Origin of the sequence: Phytobacter diazotrophicus, assembly GCF_052061655.1 — a bacterium.
GTDB lineage: Bacteria > Pseudomonadota > Gammaproteobacteria > Enterobacterales > Enterobacteriaceae > Phytobacter > Phytobacter diazotrophicus.
Window position 1 is genome coordinate 2,326,333 of sequence record NZ_CM125428.1, and the last position, 13,838, is coordinate 2,340,170.

A 13,838-nucleotide genomic window follows, 5' to 3' on the forward strand; every position below is an offset into this window, starting at 1 on the left:
CTGAAAAATGGTCGTTGCTTTGGCAAAACCCTTCTAACTATAGAACAACTCAGGACAGTGCTCAGGCGTAACGGCTATCAGCGCACTGAGAGAGCGGCAAAAATACGCAGAAAGTCAGCCCGGAGGCGACGCGCGGGGTGACGATCGGCTATGATAGGACTTTCGTGTTAGTGGAAATCGTTTTAGTGAACTCTTCGCTTATGAAACCTTTGCGCCATCAAAACCGTCGTGTTATCAGCTATGTACCCCGTATCGAACCTGCACCGCCTGAACATGCTTTGAAGGTTGATGGGTTTCGTGACGTCTGGTTATTGCACGGGAAATATGTGGCCTTCGTGTTACAGGGCGAGCGTTTTACGCGTTCACCTGTTTTTAGCGTGCCTGAAGCTGCTCAGCGCTGGGCAACTCAGATTCGTCAGGAAGGCGAAATCGACGAGTAAAAAAAAACGCCTGCAATGACTTGTCAGGCGGTTTTCGTTTCGAATGACGTCTAAATTAGCGATGTGCCAGTTCGGCGTCCTCTTCGCTGTTCAGAATGGTTTTGTCCGTCTGCTTAAGCCACTGGCTGGTCAACGTACCTGCGGTCATTGAGCCGCTGACATTAAGCGCAGTACGCCCCATGTCGATCAGCGGTTCCACCGAAATCAGCAGCGCAACCAGTGTGACGGGTAAACCCATAGCCGGCAGCACAATCAGTGCGGCGAAGGTCGCACCACCACCTACACCCGCAACACCTGCGGAGCTGACCGTCACAATACCGACCAGGGTGGCAATCCACATCGGATCCAACGGATTAATGCCCACTGTCGGAGCAACCATTACCGCCAGCATTGCCGGGTAGAGACCCGCACAGCCGTTCTGACCGATGGTCGCACCGAACGAGGCGGAGAAGCTGGCGATAGACTCAGGTACGCCCAGACGACGAGTTTGCGCTTCCACATTCAGCGGAATAGACGCGGCGCTGGAACGGCTGGTAAATGCAAAGGTCAGTACCGGCCATACTTTGCGGAAGTATTTCAGCGGGCTGATGCCATTCACACCCAGCAGCAGGCCATGCACCACAAACATAATGCCAAGACCAATGTAGGAGGCGATAACAAAGCTGCCGAGCTTAATAATGTCCTGGATGTTCGAGCCAGCCACCACTTTGGTCATCAGCGCCAGAACGCCATACGGCGTCAGTTGCATCACCAGACGCACCAGCTTCATCACCCAGCTTTGCAGCGTATCAATGGCGATGAGAACGCGCTCGCCTTTCGGCGCATCGTCTTTGAGCAGTTTCAGGGCGGCGACACCCAGAAACGCAGCGAAAATCACAACGCTGATAATGGAGGTCGGGCTTGCACCCGTCAGATCGGCAAACGGATTCTTCGGTACAAACGACAGCAGCAACTGCGGTACGCTCAGATCGGCCACTTTGCCTACATAGTTGGTTTGAATGGCCGTTAAACGGGCTGTTTCGGCGGTCCCCTGAACCAGACCTTCGGCGGTCAGACCGAAGAGGTTGGTCATCATGACGCCAACCAGCGCTGAAATCATCGTCGTAAACAGCAGAGTGCCGATAGTTAAAAAGCTAATTTTTCCCAGCGAAGACGCGTTGTGCAGGCGTGCAACGGCGCTCAGAATAGAAGCAAAAACCAGCGGCATAACAATCATCTGCAGCAGTTGCACGTAGCCATTACCGACCACGTTGAACCACTGGATAGAATTCTTCAGTACCGGGTTATCCGAGCCGTAGATAGCCTGCAATGCAAGGCCAAACACTACGCCCAGCCCTAAACCGGCCAGTACTTTTTTTGCCAGACTCCACTGTTTGTGACGCGTTTGCGCCAGCAACAGCAGCAGTGCGACAAACACCACAACGTTTGCGATTAAAGGAAAGTTCATCCCCGTTCTCCTGATCTCATTATAAGGCTGGCATCCAAAGGTCAGCCAATGGCGGAAGGTTAGCAGAAGAGGTCCGCAGGCCTTATATCCAAATGGAATGAATTATGCCGTAAGAGCGAAAAGTGGCGATTTAATGGTCGGTCTGGTGATGAATAAAGCGATTGAACTGGTTTTGCAGCACATTAATCATCTGCGATGACCAGCGCACTGCACTGTTATCGGGCAATGTTTGTGGCATCCACAGCGCCCAGGTGAACAGCGCCATGCATAACACACGCTCCAGTTGGTTACCGCGTTGCGGCGAGAGCAAAGGTAGACGGAATCGCCAGCGGCAGGGCCAGAGAAGAGGGACGCCTGCCGGGGTGATCATATCGGCAAGGATATGGCTCAAATAACCCAGAACCAACCCCTGCAGTGCGTCTGCCGGGATAATCCAGCTATCGGGCACTTTGAGATAGAACAGCGTTAAGCCAATAAAAACGGCCAACAGGCTATGAGTAAAACCCCGGTGACCGAACATGCGGGCCACGGGCTTTGAGATCCATTTTAACCGCTGCCCAAGAAACGACTTCGGGTGGTCAATATCGGGCAGAAGACAGGTCAGAATGGCTGACGGAACAATATGCCACCAATCCCCGTGTGCCAGCACGGGCGTCAACTCGGCATTTTTGGCAAACACCGCGCAGGCAATGGAAAAAAGCAGGTGTCCTTCCGCCGTCATGATAAAACTCGCTAAACTGCCGATGCATACAGTATAGGGTTTTTATACAGTAGGCGGAAGAGGTGACGGTGTAACTCTTTGTCACAAGAATGACATTTAACGCGCCAGCCAGCCACCGTCCACGGCGAGAGTATAGCCATTGATATAGTCAGAAGCCGCAGAGGCAAGAAATACCGCTGGGCCTTTGAGATCATCTGGTTTTCCCCAGCGGCCTGCCGGAATACGATCGACAATCTCCTGATTACGCTCTGCATCTTCCCGTAACGCCTGGGTGTTGTTGGTCGCCATGTAGCCAGGGGCAATGGCATTAACATTGATATTGTGTGATGCCCATTCATTGGCGAGCAGACGGGTCAGCCCCAGAACACCGCTTTTAGACGCGGTATATGACGGTACGCGGATGCCCCCCTGAAACGAGAGCATAGAAGCAATATTGATGATTTTTCCGCCACCACCCTGGGCAATAAACTGACGAGCGACAGCCTGGGACAGAAAGAAAACCGTCTTGATGTTAAGGCTCATCACATCGTCCCAGTCTTTCTCGCTAAATTCCAGCGCATCGCAACGACGAATCGTCCCGGCGTTATTGAGCAAAATATCAATGCGACCCATCTGTGAAACGGCCTGGCTGACGATGTCATTAATGCTGTCTTGCTTGCTGAGGTCAGCCTGAATTGCGAGGAATTTGCGGCCCAGCGCGGTGACTCGCTCGGCGGTCTCCTGTGGTTTTTTACGGCCAACGCCGACGATATGGCATCCTGCTTCGGCAAGCCCCAGCGCCATCCCTTGCCCCAGGCCGGTATCGCAGCCGGTAACGATGGCGACTTTGTTTGCAAGTGAAAAGGCATCAAGAATCATAGTTCCCCCTGGTCCTGGTTATTGTCATCGCGCCTGAGATGAGGATAGGGGCAGAAAGGGAGAATTACAAATAAAATGAAACGATGTTTTAAAAATAAAAAACCAGAGACAGTGTTACCCATCTCTGGTGTCAGGAGTTAGCCGCACAAATGTGTCAGGGTGAGCTCTTCAAGGCTGGTTAACTTCACATCGGCTAACGCGTAGCGCGGATCGGCACGGTTCTCTTCGGCAGGCACCACAATGGAGCGCATCCGGGCGGCTTTACTGGCGATCATGCCATTGACAGAATCTTCCAGCGCCACACAGGTAAGCGGGTCAACGCCAAGCTTTGCGGCACAGTCCAGATAAACCTGCGGATGCGGTTTGCTGTACGGTAGTTTTTCGGCGGACGCCAGCGCATCGAAATTATCGCGCAGGCCGAACAGAGAGAGCGTTTTTTCCAGCATATGCAGCGGCGATGCCGAGGCCAGACCCACTTTCAGACCGCTGGCTTTGCACAGAGCAATCGCTTCACGCGCGCCTGGCAGCAACGGGCGCGTTTCTTCCACCAGGGCGATGGCGCGACTGATGATGCGTTGGGTGATCTCTTCGCAGTCCGGACCGGTCCACGGCTGGCGGGCGAACCACAGGCCAACAACCATATCAATGCGCAGGCCGAGGGTATCCGGTAGCTCATCGCGGCGGGTAATATCAACCCCCAGGCTTGCCATGACATCCAGTTCAGCACGATCCCAGAGTGGCTCTGAGTCCATAATTAATCCATCCATATCGAAAATGGCAGCGAGTATTTGTCGCGGGGCAGACATTCACACCTCTCTTTCTTACGTTAGAACACAGGGAGAAACACTTTTTCTGGTCAGGAGGTCATCATACCGTCTTTAAAGATCGGGCGAAAATGAATATGAGAGGGTAGACTTAGGCGGAAAACGGAACGTCTCACAAGGGGAACCCATGACGTATCAACAAGCTGGACGCATTGCCATACTAAAACGCGTCCTGGGGTGGGTTATCTTTATCCCATCGGTGATTTCGACAATTATTTCAGTACTTAAGTTTATGTACGACCACAGTGAAAAACAGCCGGGCATCAATGCCGTTATGCTGGATTTCGCCCATGTGATGATTGAGATGATGCGGTTTAACACGCCATTCCTCAATTTTTTCTGGTACAACTCACCCACGCCGGATTTCCATCACCAGCTTAATATCGGTTTCTGGATTATTTTTGCGCTGATCTTTGTAGGGCTGGCGCTGCAGGCTTCCGGGGCAAGGATGAGCCGTCAGACGCGGTTTCTGCGTGAAAACCTTGAAGATCAACTGATTCTGGAAAAGGCAAAAGGGGCCGAAGGGCTGTCACGCGAACAAATAGCAGCGCGTATCGTGGTACCGAATCACTCCATCTTCCGGCAGATTTTCCCGCTCTATGTCCTGCCTGTTATCTGTATCGTCGCAGGTTACTTCTTTTTCTCTCTGCTCGGCTTCCTTTGAACTAAGGCCACCTCTGGGTGGCCTTATCGTTCCGTCATGCAGCAAGTACCCGCTCCAGCGCTTTTTGCGCCGTTACCAGATGCTGCCCTCCGAACAAAATCGCCCGGTTAAAGAGTGTATAAAGCTGGTACACGGGCTGACGGTCAAGGAAATCGCCCGGTAAGGGACTCACGGACTGGTAGCCATCATAAATTTGCGGCGGTTGGTCCGGGTGTAACGGGAGCATTGCCAGGTCACACTCTCTGTCTCCCCAGTAACATGCCGGGTCGTAAATAAACGGACCGTCCGGACCAAGCGCACAGTTAGCTGACCACAGATCGCCATGTAGCAGAGATGCCTGAGGTTGATGCGAAGCAAGGCGCTGCTGAACATGTTCGACGATGGCATCGATATTGCCAAACTCCAGCCCTTTTTCTGCCGCCAGCTCCAGTTGCCAGCCGATACGTTGCTCGGCAAAGAAGGTTGACCAGCGACGTTGCCAGGCATTGGGCTGCGGTGTTGTCGACAGGTCATTATCAAAATCAAGACCGAACTGCGGTTGGTCGCTCCACTCATGCAGCCGTGCCAGTTGCTGGCCGAGTAAAAAAGCGCTGTGGGCATCGAGAGGGCGTGCCGGGAGATACTCCATCACCAGGAAGCTGTAGTCGCGGTCACTGCCGACCGCCAGGACTTTGGGTACGCGCACCGTATTACTACGGGAGAGCAGTTCTAGCTGGTCAGCTTCTGCGGTGAAGATGGGCAGTAATTCCCGTTCATCGCATTTTACAAACAAATCCTGACCACCATAACGCAGGTGCCATGCAGCATGGATTTCTCCACCTGGCAACTCGTCACGCTGTTCGATCTCACCAACGCCTAGTTGTTCGCTTAACAGACGACTTATTGCTTGCCACATGATATGTCTCCCATGTTATCAGCCAGATCATAAGGTTAGCGCACTACTATTATGAAAAAATACGAACCAACGCACACCTGCGCATCCTGGGACGGACAATGGCACTTATTGTGTCTGTTTTTGCCATGCTTCCCAGGTTGTCACGCTAATATCAGGCTTTGCGCTGACGACGCTATCAGCAAGGCCACTGGCCAGCTCAGTCACCTCTTGTTCGTTCAACGGGCTGATAAGGCCAAAGGTATTTGTCCCAAGGTCGTGCACTTTGCCTTCTTCATCCGTGAGCGTGAGCAGGAATCCGGCGCGCGTAAACTGATTATTCAGCTCGTTGATTTCCGCCAGGCTCTGCTCGTGAAATTTCACTGTAACCACGTAGCGGGTAATACCGTCGCTGCTCATAATTCACCTCGTTGTTATCCTGAATTTTTTTAGCATAGTCGGCGAAGAGGATTTGTCGACTGCCGCCAGAGGAGGGAAGGCCCTCGCCGTAAGACGAGGGCGTATTTTCAGAGATTGCGCAGGTATTCGTAGATTTTTTGTGTGTCGGCGCGCGAACACAATTTCGTACCCTGATTAATGGTCGCAGCACTCCCTGCGGCAACACCGAATTTCACCATGTCTTCAAGCGACGCGCCTTCGGCAAGTTTCAGCGTCATCGCGCCGACCATGCTGTCACCTGCGCCCACGGTACTCTGGCTTTTCATCGGCGGCGGCACAACCTGGACACACTGGCTTTCATCAACGGCCAGCGCGCCCTGCGGGCCGAGAGAAACCACGACCCGTCGCGCTTTGCCCTGGCGAACAATCTCTTTTGCCGCATTCTGAACGTCATCCGGCTGCGTTAATTCCCGGCCTACCAGTGCGCTGAGCTCTTTCTGATTCGGTTTGACCAGTTCTATATTACCGATATCAAGTGCTGCGGAGAGGGCATCACCCGAACTGTCGACGATGCAGCGGATCCCTTGCTGTTGCGCGGCCTTAACCAGTTGCGTCAGCTTCGTCACATCAATACCCGGCGGCAGGCTGCCGCTAATCACAAGGATCGCGCCACTCTCAATGGCGAGCACTTTCTCTTCCAGTCGGCGGAACTCATCAGCGGTTAGCGTGGCGCCTGGCATCACAAAACGGTATTGCTCGCCACTGGCCTCAACATGCACATGCAGATTTTGCCGGGTCCAGTCATGCGTTTCGACACATTGCGTGGGAACATTTTCATCGGCAAGCAGCGCCGTTAAATGCTCGCCTGTCGCACCACCTGCCGGAAAAATTGCCGTGGCTTTTCCCCCCAGATGGGCGATGGCGCGTGCGACATTAATGCCGCCGCCGCCGGGTTCAAAGACGGGGGCGCTACAGCGGAGTTTCCCTTCCGGGTAAATCTGCGGCGTGAGCGTCGCGCTATCGAGGGAAGGGGCCAGCGTTAGGGTATAAACCGATACCATAATGATCTCCTTTTACGGTGAGTATATTTATTCTGGCATCTGATACTCAGAAGGCAATGTAAATAAATCGATGATTTAGAATATGAATTTTCGATAAGTCGATGTGAGACTTTTATACATTTAATGTCTATTTGAGATCTGTCTTATTCAAAAAATGAAATAAGAATTCATTGCTATGTTAAACGGGCCTTTTTATAATTTGTTACCTTTCAATGGACCGTCGGTCGTTGATCCACCTGAAAGTTTCCGGGACCGTTATGGTCTCTTTTTTTGTTGTTCGGACTCCTAATAAATGAAGCTTTTTAAGACAGTACCCGTGCTGATTGTTCTCGCGGGAGGCGTGCTTGCGTCGTTGAATGCTGCCGCAGATGACACCGTTTTTACTGTTATGGATGACCCCTCCACCGCGAAGAAACCATTTGAAGGTAGCGTTAACGGTGGTTACCTGGCCCAGTCTGGCAATACCACAAGTTCTTCTCTGACTGCTGACTCCACCCTGACCTGGTATGGCACATCTACCGCATGGTCTTTATGGGGAACTGCGAGCAACACCTCATCAAATGATGAGCGTTCCTCAGAGAAATATTCCGTAGGTGGACGTAGCCGTTACAACATGACGGATTACGATTATCTGTTTGGCCAGGCAAGCTGGCTGACTGACCGATACAACGGCTATCGTGAACGTGATGTTCTGACCGCTGGTTACGGTCGTCAGTTCCTCAATGGTCCGGTGCACAGCTTCCGCTTTGAATTTGGTCCCGGTGTTCGTTACGACGAATACACTGACGGGGACACCAAAACGCAAGGCCTGGGCTATGCCTCTGGTACCTATACCTGGCAGATGACCGACAACGCCAAATTCACACAGGGTGTATCTGTGTTTGGTTCAGATGACACGACACTGAACTCTGAGACTGCGTTAAATGTCGCTATTAATGACCACTTTGGTCTGAAAGTGGCATACAACGTGACCTGGAACTCTCAGCCGCCATCATCGGCGCCAGAGCATACCGATCGTCGAACCACAGTCTCCCTCGGCTACAAGATGTAACCGCACTGGGCCGGGTTCTCCGGCCCTTTATTTTCCCTCAGATACTGTTTTTGCCAGCGCGATAGCATTGCTAATAGCAGCTTTTGCCTGTGGACTGTTTTTCCAGCACGTTGATCCGACGAGCGCCGCCCCCTGGGCGACGATATCGTCAACGGAAGCTTCACTGAGTTGATCGAGTGAGCTAAATCCCATTTGCTCCAGTCGTTCAATGACTTTCGGGCCGACACCTTTGCAGGCGAGCAGGGTGGTGCGTTCTTGTGCGGTAAATGACATCAACATTTCCTTATTGCGATTATCACCTTGCTGTGGATATTCAGTATTATTAATGAGTAACAGAAGAACAACAAACCACGAAAAGTCGTGATCACCTCATGGGGGAGTGAATGGGCAGGACAAAAGATGCCGAGTTATATGAAGAAATGTGCCGGGTCGTTGGGAAAGTGGTGCTTGAGATGCGAGACCTTGGCCAGGAGCCAAAACATGTGGTGATTGCCGGGATGGTGCGCACGATGCTGGCGAATCAACGTGTGCCGCGTACAGAATTGACTAAACAGGCCATGGCGGAGGTAATCCGCGCGCTGGGTTTTGAGGCTTCCTGATATTCTATTTTTGTGAGCCAGCAGTAGGACACAGAAAATAGTCAAAGGAACCAATATCAAACAAGAGGTACATTCCCCCTTTTTTTAGTGTTACCATCCTCTGACGCAATGAAAAGTGTGAGCCATGGTGGCCTTCATTGACGTAACAGATTACGCGCCAATTTAGCGATTGTTGGTTAGATGGCGGCGTAATTTATTTCGACTCAACAAATATTTACTTCGTATGTGATCTTTCGTGTGGGTCACCACTGCGAATTAAGGATATGAAATGCCTGTAATTACTCTTCCTGATGGCAGTCAACGCCATTTCGATCGTGCTGTGAGTCCAATGGATGTGGCTCTGGACATTGGTCCGGGTCTTGCGAAAGCGACCATTGCCGGTCGTGTGAACGGTGAGCTGGTTGATGCGTCCGATCTGATTGAAAATGACGCAACGCTGTCTATCATCACCGCCAAAGACGAAGACGGTCTGGAAATCATCCGCCACTCCTGTGCGCACCTGTTAGGTCACGCTATCAAGCAACTGTGGCCGAACACCAAAATGGCGATTGGCCCGGTTATCGATAACGGCTTCTATTACGACGTTGATCTTGACCATACCCTGACCCAGGAAGATATCGACGCGCTCGAAAAACGTATGCACGAGCTCGCCGAAACCAACTATGACGTCATTAAGAAAAAAGTGAGCTGGCACGAAGCGCGTGAAACCTTCGTGAAGCGTGGCGAGAGCTACAAAGTCTCCATTCTTGATGAAAACATTGCTCATGATGACAAGCCTGGCCTGTACCATCATGAAGAATATGTCGATATGTGCCGTGGTCCGCACGTGCCGAACATGCGTTTCTGTCATCATTTCAAATTGATGAAAATCGCCGGCGCTTACTGGCGTGGCGACAGCAACAACAAGATGTTGCAGCGTATTTACGGTACTGCGTGGGCAGATAAAAAAGCGCTCAACGCCTACCTGCAGCGTCTGGAAGAGGCCGCGAAACGCGATCACCGTAAAATCGGTAAACAACTCGACTTGTACCACATGCAGGAAGAAGCGCCTGGCATGGTGTTCTGGCATAATGACGGCTGGACTATCTTCCGTGAACTGGAAACCTTTGTACGTTCTAAACTGAAAGAGTATCAGTATCAGGAAGTAAAAGGCCCATTTATGATGGACCGTGTGCTGTGGGAAAAAACTGGCCACTGGGACAACTACAAAGATGCGATGTTCACTACCTCTTCCGAGAACCGTGAATATTGCATCAAGCCGATGAACTGCCCGGGCCACGTGCAGATCTTTAACCAGGGTCTGAAATCCTACCGCGATCTGCCGTTGCGTATGGCAGAGTTCGGTAGCTGTCATCGTAACGAGCCGTCAGGCGCGCTGCATGGCCTGATGCGTGTTCGCGGCTTTACGCAGGATGACGCGCATATCTTCTGTACCGAAGAACAAGTGCGTGATGAAGTCAACGCCTGTATTCGACTGGTCTATGATATGTACAGCACCTTTGGCTTCGAGAAAATCGTTGTCAAACTGTCTACTCGCCCGGAAAAACGTATCGGTAGCGATGAGATGTGGGATCGTGCTGAGGCGGATCTGGCAGTTGCGCTGGAAGAAAACAACATCCCGTTTGAATATCAACTGGGTGAGGGCGCATTCTACGGTCCGAAAATTGAATTTACATTATATGACTGCCTCGATCGTGCATGGCAGTGCGGTACAGTCCAGCTGGACTTCTCGTTACCGGCTCGTTTAAGCGCCTCTTATGTTGGCGAAAACAACGAGCGTCAGGTTCCGGTGATGATTCACCGCGCAATTCTGGGGTCACTGGAGCGCTTTATCGGCATCCTGACCGAAGAATTTGCCGGTTTCTTCCCGACCTGGCTGGCCCCTGTTCAGGTTGTGGTGATGAATATCACTGATTCTCAAGCTGAATATGTCAACGAATTGACCCGTAAATTGCAAAATGCGGGCATTCGTGTAAAAGCGGACTTGAGAAACGAGAAGATTGGCTTTAAAATCCGCGAGCACACTTTACGTCGTGTCCCTTATATGTTGGTCTGTGGTGATAAAGAGGTGGAAGCAGGCAAAGTGGCCGTTCGCACCCGCCGCGGTAAAGACCTGGGCAGCCTGGACGTAAGTGAAGTGATTGAGAAGCTGCAACAAGAGATTCGCAGCCGCAGTCTTCAACAACTGGAGGAATAAGGTATTAAAGGCGGAAAACGAGTTCAAACGGCACGTCCGAATCGTATCAATGGCGAGATTCGCGCCCAGGAAGTTCGCTTAACTGGTCTGGAAGGTGAGCAGCTGGGTATTGTGAGTCTGAGAGAAGCTATCGAAAAGGCTGAAGAAGCTGGAGTAGATTTAGTTGAGATCAGCCCTAACGCCGAACCGCCAGTTTGTCGTATCATGGACTACGGCAAGTTCCTTTATGAAAAGAGTAAGTCTTCTAAGGAACAGAAGAAAAAGCAAAAAGTTATTCAGGTCAAGGAAATCAAATTCCGACCTGGCACCGATGATGGCGACTACCAGGTAAAACTCCGCAGCCTGGTTCGCTTTCTGGAAGATGGCGATAAGGCCAAGATCACACTGCGTTTCCGCGGTCGTGAGATGGCCCACCAACAGATCGGTATGGAAGTGCTTAACCGCGTCCGTGACGATCTGAGTGAACTGGCAGTAGTCGAATCCTTCCCTACGAAGATCGAAGGCCGTCAGATGATCATGGTGCTCGCTCCTAAGAAGAAACAGTAAGGCCTTCAAGTAGCAATTCCTGTGGCGCCTTTGGGCTTCACAGGTTTTGTTCGCCTGGGTTTCGTTTATTAACAATGCGAAGTGGAAGTTATTAAAATGCCAAAAATCAAGACCGTACGCGGTGCTGCTAAGCGCTTCAAAAAAACCGGTAAAGGTGGTTTTAAGCACAAGCACGCTAACCTGCGTCATATTCTGACCAAAAAAGCTACCAAGCGTAAACGTCACCTGCGTCCGAAAGCCATGGTTTCCAAAGGCGATCTGGGCCTGGTAATCGCGTGCCTGCCGTACGCATAAGTCGTTAACCTTTTTATTAACTTTTTTATGTCCCCTGTCCGTTTGCATGATAAATGCGACGGGAGAAGGGCACTCAGAATATAGATACAGGAGAGCAATATGGCTCGCGTAAAACGTGGTGTAATTGCACGCGCACGTCACAAGAAAATTTTGAAACAAGCTAAAGGCTACTACGGTGCGCGTTCACGCGTTTACCGCGTTGCCTTCCAGGCTGTTATCAAAGCAGGTCAGTACGCTTATCGTGACCGTCGTCAGAAAAAGCGTCAGTTCCGTCAACTGTGGATTGCGCGTATCAACGCAGCAGCACGTCAGAACGGTATTTCTTACAGCAAATTCATCAACGGCCTGAAAAAAGCCTCTGTTGAAATCGACCGTAAGATCCTGGCTGATATCGCAGTATTCGACAAAGTAGCGTTTACCGCTCTGGTCGAAAAAGCGAAAGCAGCTCTGGCTTAATAAGTCAGTGGAAGAGGGAGCGATGCTCCCTCTTTTCGTTTATACCCATCATGTCTCGCATTGCATGCGCGTAGGCTGAGGTCTTCGCCAGGTCACTTACTTAAGTAAGCTCCTGTGGTTTCACTCTCTCGCCGCTGTTTTGCAACGCGAATTATTTAGGGTATAACACCATCAGAAGATTGACTTTTTTCCGGTGAGCCCTTTCAATAAGGTAATCCGCTTTTTACCACACAAGGTAACGCAAGCATGAATGCTGCTATTTTCCGCTTCTTTTTTTACTTTAGCACCTGACTCCGGGAGGCTAGCGCGTGAAAGAAGAAACGGAAAATTAACGCCAAAAGCCTCCATCAGGAGGCTTTTTTTGTGTCTGAATTTTAAGTAAAAAGTCCAACAACAAGGACATAACGAGGAAAATTATGTCACATCTCGCAGAGCTGGTTGCCAGTGCACGGGCAGCCATTAATGATGCCTCAGATGTTGCCGCGTTAGATAACGTACGCGTTGAATATCTGGGTAAGAAAGGGCATCTGACCCTTCAGATGACCACCCTGCGTGAGCTGCCGCCAGAAGAGCGCCCGGCTGCCGGGGCGGTGATTAACGAAGCAAAAGAACAGGTCCAGCAGGCGCTGAACGCGCGTAAATTCGATCTGGAAAATGCTGCACTGAACGCGCGCCTGGCGGCTGAAACCATCGACGTTTCCCTGCCGGGGCGCCGTATCGAAAACGGCGGCCTGCATCCGGTCACCCGTACTATCGACCGCATTGAGAGTTTCTTCGGTGAGCTTGGCTTTACCGTGGCGACGGGCCCGGAAATCGAAGACGATTATCACAACTTCGATGCATTGAATATTCCAGGCCATCATCCGGCACGCGCTGACCACGACACTTTCTGGTTTGATGCCACCCGCCTGCTGCGTACGCAGACATCTGGCGTGCAGATTCGCACCATGAAAGAACAGCAGCCGCCGATTCGTATCATCGCGCCGGGCCGCGTGTATCGTAACGACTACGACCAGACGCATACCCCCATGTTCCATCAGATGGAAGGTCTGATTGTTGATACCAACATCAGCTTTACCAACCTGAAAGGCACGCTGCACGATTTTCTGAACAATTTCTTTGAGGAAGATCTGCAGGTACGTTTCCGTCCGTCCTACTTCCCGTTCACTGAACCGTCTGCAGAGGTGGATGTGATGGGTAAAAACGGCAAATGGCTGGAAGTGTTGGGTTGCGGCATGGTGCATCCGAACGTACTGCGCAATGTCGGCATTGACCCGGAAATCTATTCTGGCTTCGCGTTTGGGATGGGGATGGAGCGCCTGACCATGCTGCGTTACGGTGTGACGGATCTGCGAGCATTCTTCGAAAACGATTTGCGTTTCCTCAAACAGTTTAAATAAGGGCAGGACA

General features: G+C 51.5%; 18 protein-coding genes and 1 other annotated feature. Of the genes, 10 read left to right on the plus strand and 8 right to left on the minus strand.

Annotation, left to right across the window (positions count from 1 at the left end; all coding sequences use genetic code 11):
- Positions 1-200 precede the first annotated feature (200 nt).
- Complete coding sequence (cedA, locus tag ACS0RQ_RS11370; protein ID WP_499079325.1) at positions 201-440, plus strand: cell division activator CedA; 240 nt, start codon at positions 201-203, stop codon at positions 438-440.
- Positions 441-495: 55 nt separating this feature from the next.
- Here cedA and ACS0RQ_RS11375 read toward each other — a convergent pair whose 3' ends face one another.
- From ACS0RQ_RS11375 to hxpB, 4 genes are all read right to left on the minus strand, one after another.
- Positions 496-1,887 carry an L-cystine transporter gene (locus tag ACS0RQ_RS11375; RefSeq protein ID WP_041851616.1) on the minus strand — a complete coding sequence of 464 codons (1,392 nt, stop codon included), beginning with the start codon at positions 1,885-1,887 and terminating at the stop codon, positions 496-498.
- Positions 1,888-2,017: 130 nt separating this feature from the next.
- A complete protein-coding gene (locus tag ACS0RQ_RS11380) occupies positions 2,018-2,608 on the minus strand; it encodes a metal-dependent hydrolase (RefSeq protein ID WP_041851615.1) in 591 nt (196 codons plus the stop codon).
- Between the two features lie 96 nt (positions 2,609-2,704).
- Positions 2,705-3,466, minus strand: coding sequence for a 2-dehydro-3-deoxy-D-gluconate 5-dehydrogenase KduD (gene kduD / locus ACS0RQ_RS11385; RefSeq protein WP_271848984.1), 762 nt, complete (start codon positions 3,464-3,466; stop codon positions 2,705-2,707).
- Positions 3,467-3,603: 137 nt separating this feature from the next.
- A complete protein-coding gene (hxpB, locus tag ACS0RQ_RS11390) occupies positions 3,604-4,272 on the minus strand; it encodes a hexitol phosphatase HxpB (protein ID WP_271848983.1) in 669 nt (222 codons plus the stop codon).
- 145 nt (positions 4,273-4,417) lie between these two features.
- Here hxpB and ACS0RQ_RS11395 point away from each other — a divergent pair, with 145 nt between their 5' ends.
- Entirely contained in the window at positions 4,418-4,954 is a 537-nt protein-coding gene (locus ACS0RQ_RS11395) for a YniB family protein (protein WP_041851612.1), read from the plus strand.
- Between the two features lie 34 nt (positions 4,955-4,988).
- Here ACS0RQ_RS11395 and ACS0RQ_RS11400 read toward each other — a convergent pair whose 3' ends face one another.
- From ACS0RQ_RS11400 to pfkB, 3 genes are all read right to left on the minus strand, one after another.
- A complete protein-coding gene (locus ACS0RQ_RS11400) occupies positions 4,989-5,849 on the minus strand; it encodes a fructosamine kinase family protein (RefSeq protein WP_041851611.1) in 861 nt (286 codons plus the stop codon).
- Positions 5,850-5,954: 105 nt separating this feature from the next.
- Positions 5,955-6,245 carry a type V toxin-antitoxin system endoribonuclease antitoxin GhoS gene (gene ghoS, locus ACS0RQ_RS11405; RefSeq protein WP_041851610.1) on the minus strand — a complete coding sequence of 97 codons (291 nt, stop codon included), beginning with the start codon at positions 6,243-6,245 and terminating at the stop codon, positions 5,955-5,957.
- Positions 6,246-6,352: 107 nt separating this feature from the next.
- Positions 6,353-7,285 (minus strand): 6-phosphofructokinase II, encoded by a 933-nt coding sequence (gene pfkB, locus ACS0RQ_RS11410; RefSeq protein WP_271848982.1) that lies wholly within the window; start codon positions 7,283-7,285, stop codon positions 6,353-6,355.
- Between the two features lie 292 nt (positions 7,286-7,577).
- Between pfkB and ACS0RQ_RS11415 the strand changes: the two genes are divergently transcribed.
- The gene (locus tag ACS0RQ_RS11415) at positions 7,578-8,336 is read left to right on the plus strand and encodes a DUF481 domain-containing protein (RefSeq protein ID WP_041851608.1); all 759 of its coding nucleotides are present in this window, start codon (positions 7,578-7,580) and stop codon (positions 8,334-8,336) included.
- 27 nt (positions 8,337-8,363) lie between these two features.
- On the opposite strand, the gene ACS0RQ_RS11420 is transcribed toward ACS0RQ_RS11415, so the two are convergent.
- Positions 8,364-8,609 (minus strand): nucleotidyltransferase family protein, encoded by a 246-nt coding sequence (locus tag ACS0RQ_RS11420; protein WP_271848981.1) that lies wholly within the window; start codon positions 8,607-8,609, stop codon positions 8,364-8,366.
- A 110-nt stretch (positions 8,610-8,719) separates the two neighbouring features.
- Here ACS0RQ_RS11420 and fumD point away from each other — a divergent pair, with 110 nt between their 5' ends.
- The 7 genes from fumD to pheS all read left to right on the plus strand — a co-directional run bounded on the left by fumD (position 8,720) and on the right by pheS (position 13,828).
- On the plus strand, positions 8,720-8,935 hold the full coding sequence (fumD, locus tag ACS0RQ_RS11425) for a fumarate hydratase FumD (RefSeq protein ID WP_041851606.1): 216 nt from the start codon (positions 8,720-8,722) through the stop codon (positions 8,933-8,935).
- Between the two features lie 268 nt (positions 8,936-9,203).
- Positions 9,204-11,132 (plus strand): threonine--tRNA ligase, encoded by a 1,929-nt coding sequence (thrS, locus tag ACS0RQ_RS11430; protein WP_041851605.1) that lies wholly within the window; start codon positions 9,204-9,206, stop codon positions 11,130-11,132.
- 3 nt (positions 11,133-11,135) lie between these two features.
- Positions 11,136-11,678 (plus strand): translation initiation factor IF-3, encoded by a 543-nt coding sequence (gene infC, locus ACS0RQ_RS11435; protein ID WP_071845866.1) that lies wholly within the window; start codon positions 11,136-11,138, stop codon positions 11,676-11,678.
- 96 nt (positions 11,679-11,774) lie between these two features.
- Positions 11,775-11,972, plus strand: a complete 198-nt coding sequence (gene rpmI / locus ACS0RQ_RS11440; protein WP_001124225.1) for a 50S ribosomal protein L35 — start codon at positions 11,775-11,777, stop codon at positions 11,970-11,972.
- A 99-nt stretch (positions 11,973-12,071) separates the two neighbouring features.
- A complete protein-coding gene (gene rplT / locus ACS0RQ_RS11445; protein WP_013366084.1) occupies positions 12,072-12,428 on the plus strand; it encodes a 50S ribosomal protein L20 in 357 nt (118 codons plus the stop codon).
- Positions 12,429-12,669: 241 nt separating this feature from the next.
- Positions 12,670-12,793, plus strand: a sequence feature (Phe leader region).
- On the plus strand, positions 12,675-12,719 hold the full coding sequence (gene pheM, locus ACS0RQ_RS11450) for a pheST operon leader peptide PheM (RefSeq protein WP_001386830.1): 45 nt from the start codon (positions 12,675-12,677) through the stop codon (positions 12,717-12,719). (Overlaps the previous feature by 45 nt.)
- A 51-nt stretch (positions 12,794-12,844) precedes the next feature.
- Positions 12,845-13,828, plus strand: a complete 984-nt coding sequence (gene pheS, locus ACS0RQ_RS11455; RefSeq protein ID WP_271848980.1) for a phenylalanine--tRNA ligase subunit alpha — start codon at positions 12,845-12,847, stop codon at positions 13,826-13,828.
- Positions 13,829-13,838 lie beyond the last annotated feature (10 nt).

Excerpts from the sequence above, each read along its gene's own strand:
- ghoS (WP_041851610.1), bottom strand. The coding sequence starts at position 6,245 with ATGAGCAGCGACGGTATTACCCGCTACGTGGTTACAGTGAAATTTCAC.
- ACS0RQ_RS11415 (WP_041851608.1), top strand. The coding sequence starts at position 7,578 with ATGAAGCTTTTTAAGACAGTACCCGTGCTGATTGTTCTCGCGGGAGGC.
- thrS (WP_041851605.1), top strand. The coding sequence starts at position 9,204 with ATGCCTGTAATTACTCTTCCTGATGGCAGTCAACGCCATTTCGATCGT.
- ACS0RQ_RS11420 (WP_271848981.1), bottom strand. The coding sequence starts at position 8,609 with ATGTCATTTACCGCACAAGAACGCACCACCCTGCTCGCCTGCAAAGGT.
- ACS0RQ_RS11380 (WP_041851615.1), bottom strand. The coding sequence starts at position 2,608 with ATGACGGCGGAAGGACACCTGCTTTTTTCCATTGCCTGCGCGGTGTTT.
- ACS0RQ_RS11395 (WP_041851612.1), top strand. The coding sequence starts at position 4,418 with ATGACGTATCAACAAGCTGGACGCATTGCCATACTAAAACGCGTCCTG.
- cedA (WP_499079325.1), top strand. The coding sequence starts at position 201 with ATGAAACCTTTGCGCCATCAAAACCGTCGTGTTATCAGCTATGTACCC.
- rplT (WP_013366084.1), top strand. The coding sequence starts at position 12,072 with ATGGCTCGCGTAAAACGTGGTGTAATTGCACGCGCACGTCACAAGAAA.
- ACS0RQ_RS11375 (WP_041851616.1), bottom strand. The coding sequence starts at position 1,887 with ATGAACTTTCCTTTAATCGCAAACGTTGTGGTGTTTGTCGCACTGCTG.
- pheS (WP_271848980.1), top strand. The coding sequence starts at position 12,845 with ATGTCACATCTCGCAGAGCTGGTTGCCAGTGCACGGGCAGCCATTAAT.
- hxpB (WP_271848983.1), bottom strand. The coding sequence starts at position 4,272 with ATGTCTGCCCCGCGACAAATACTCGCTGCCATTTTCGATATGGATGGA.
- pfkB (WP_271848982.1), bottom strand. The coding sequence starts at position 7,285 with ATGGTATCGGTTTATACCCTAACGCTGGCCCCTTCCCTCGATAGCGCG.
- kduD (WP_271848984.1), bottom strand. The coding sequence starts at position 3,466 with ATGATTCTTGATGCCTTTTCACTTGCAAACAAAGTCGCCATCGTTACC.
- fumD (WP_041851606.1), top strand. The coding sequence starts at position 8,720 with ATGGGCAGGACAAAAGATGCCGAGTTATATGAAGAAATGTGCCGGGTC.
- rpmI (WP_001124225.1), top strand. The coding sequence starts at position 11,775 with ATGCCAAAAATCAAGACCGTACGCGGTGCTGCTAAGCGCTTCAAAAAA.
- ACS0RQ_RS11400 (WP_041851611.1), bottom strand. The coding sequence starts at position 5,849 with ATGTGGCAAGCAATAAGTCGTCTGTTAAGCGAACAACTAGGCGTTGGT.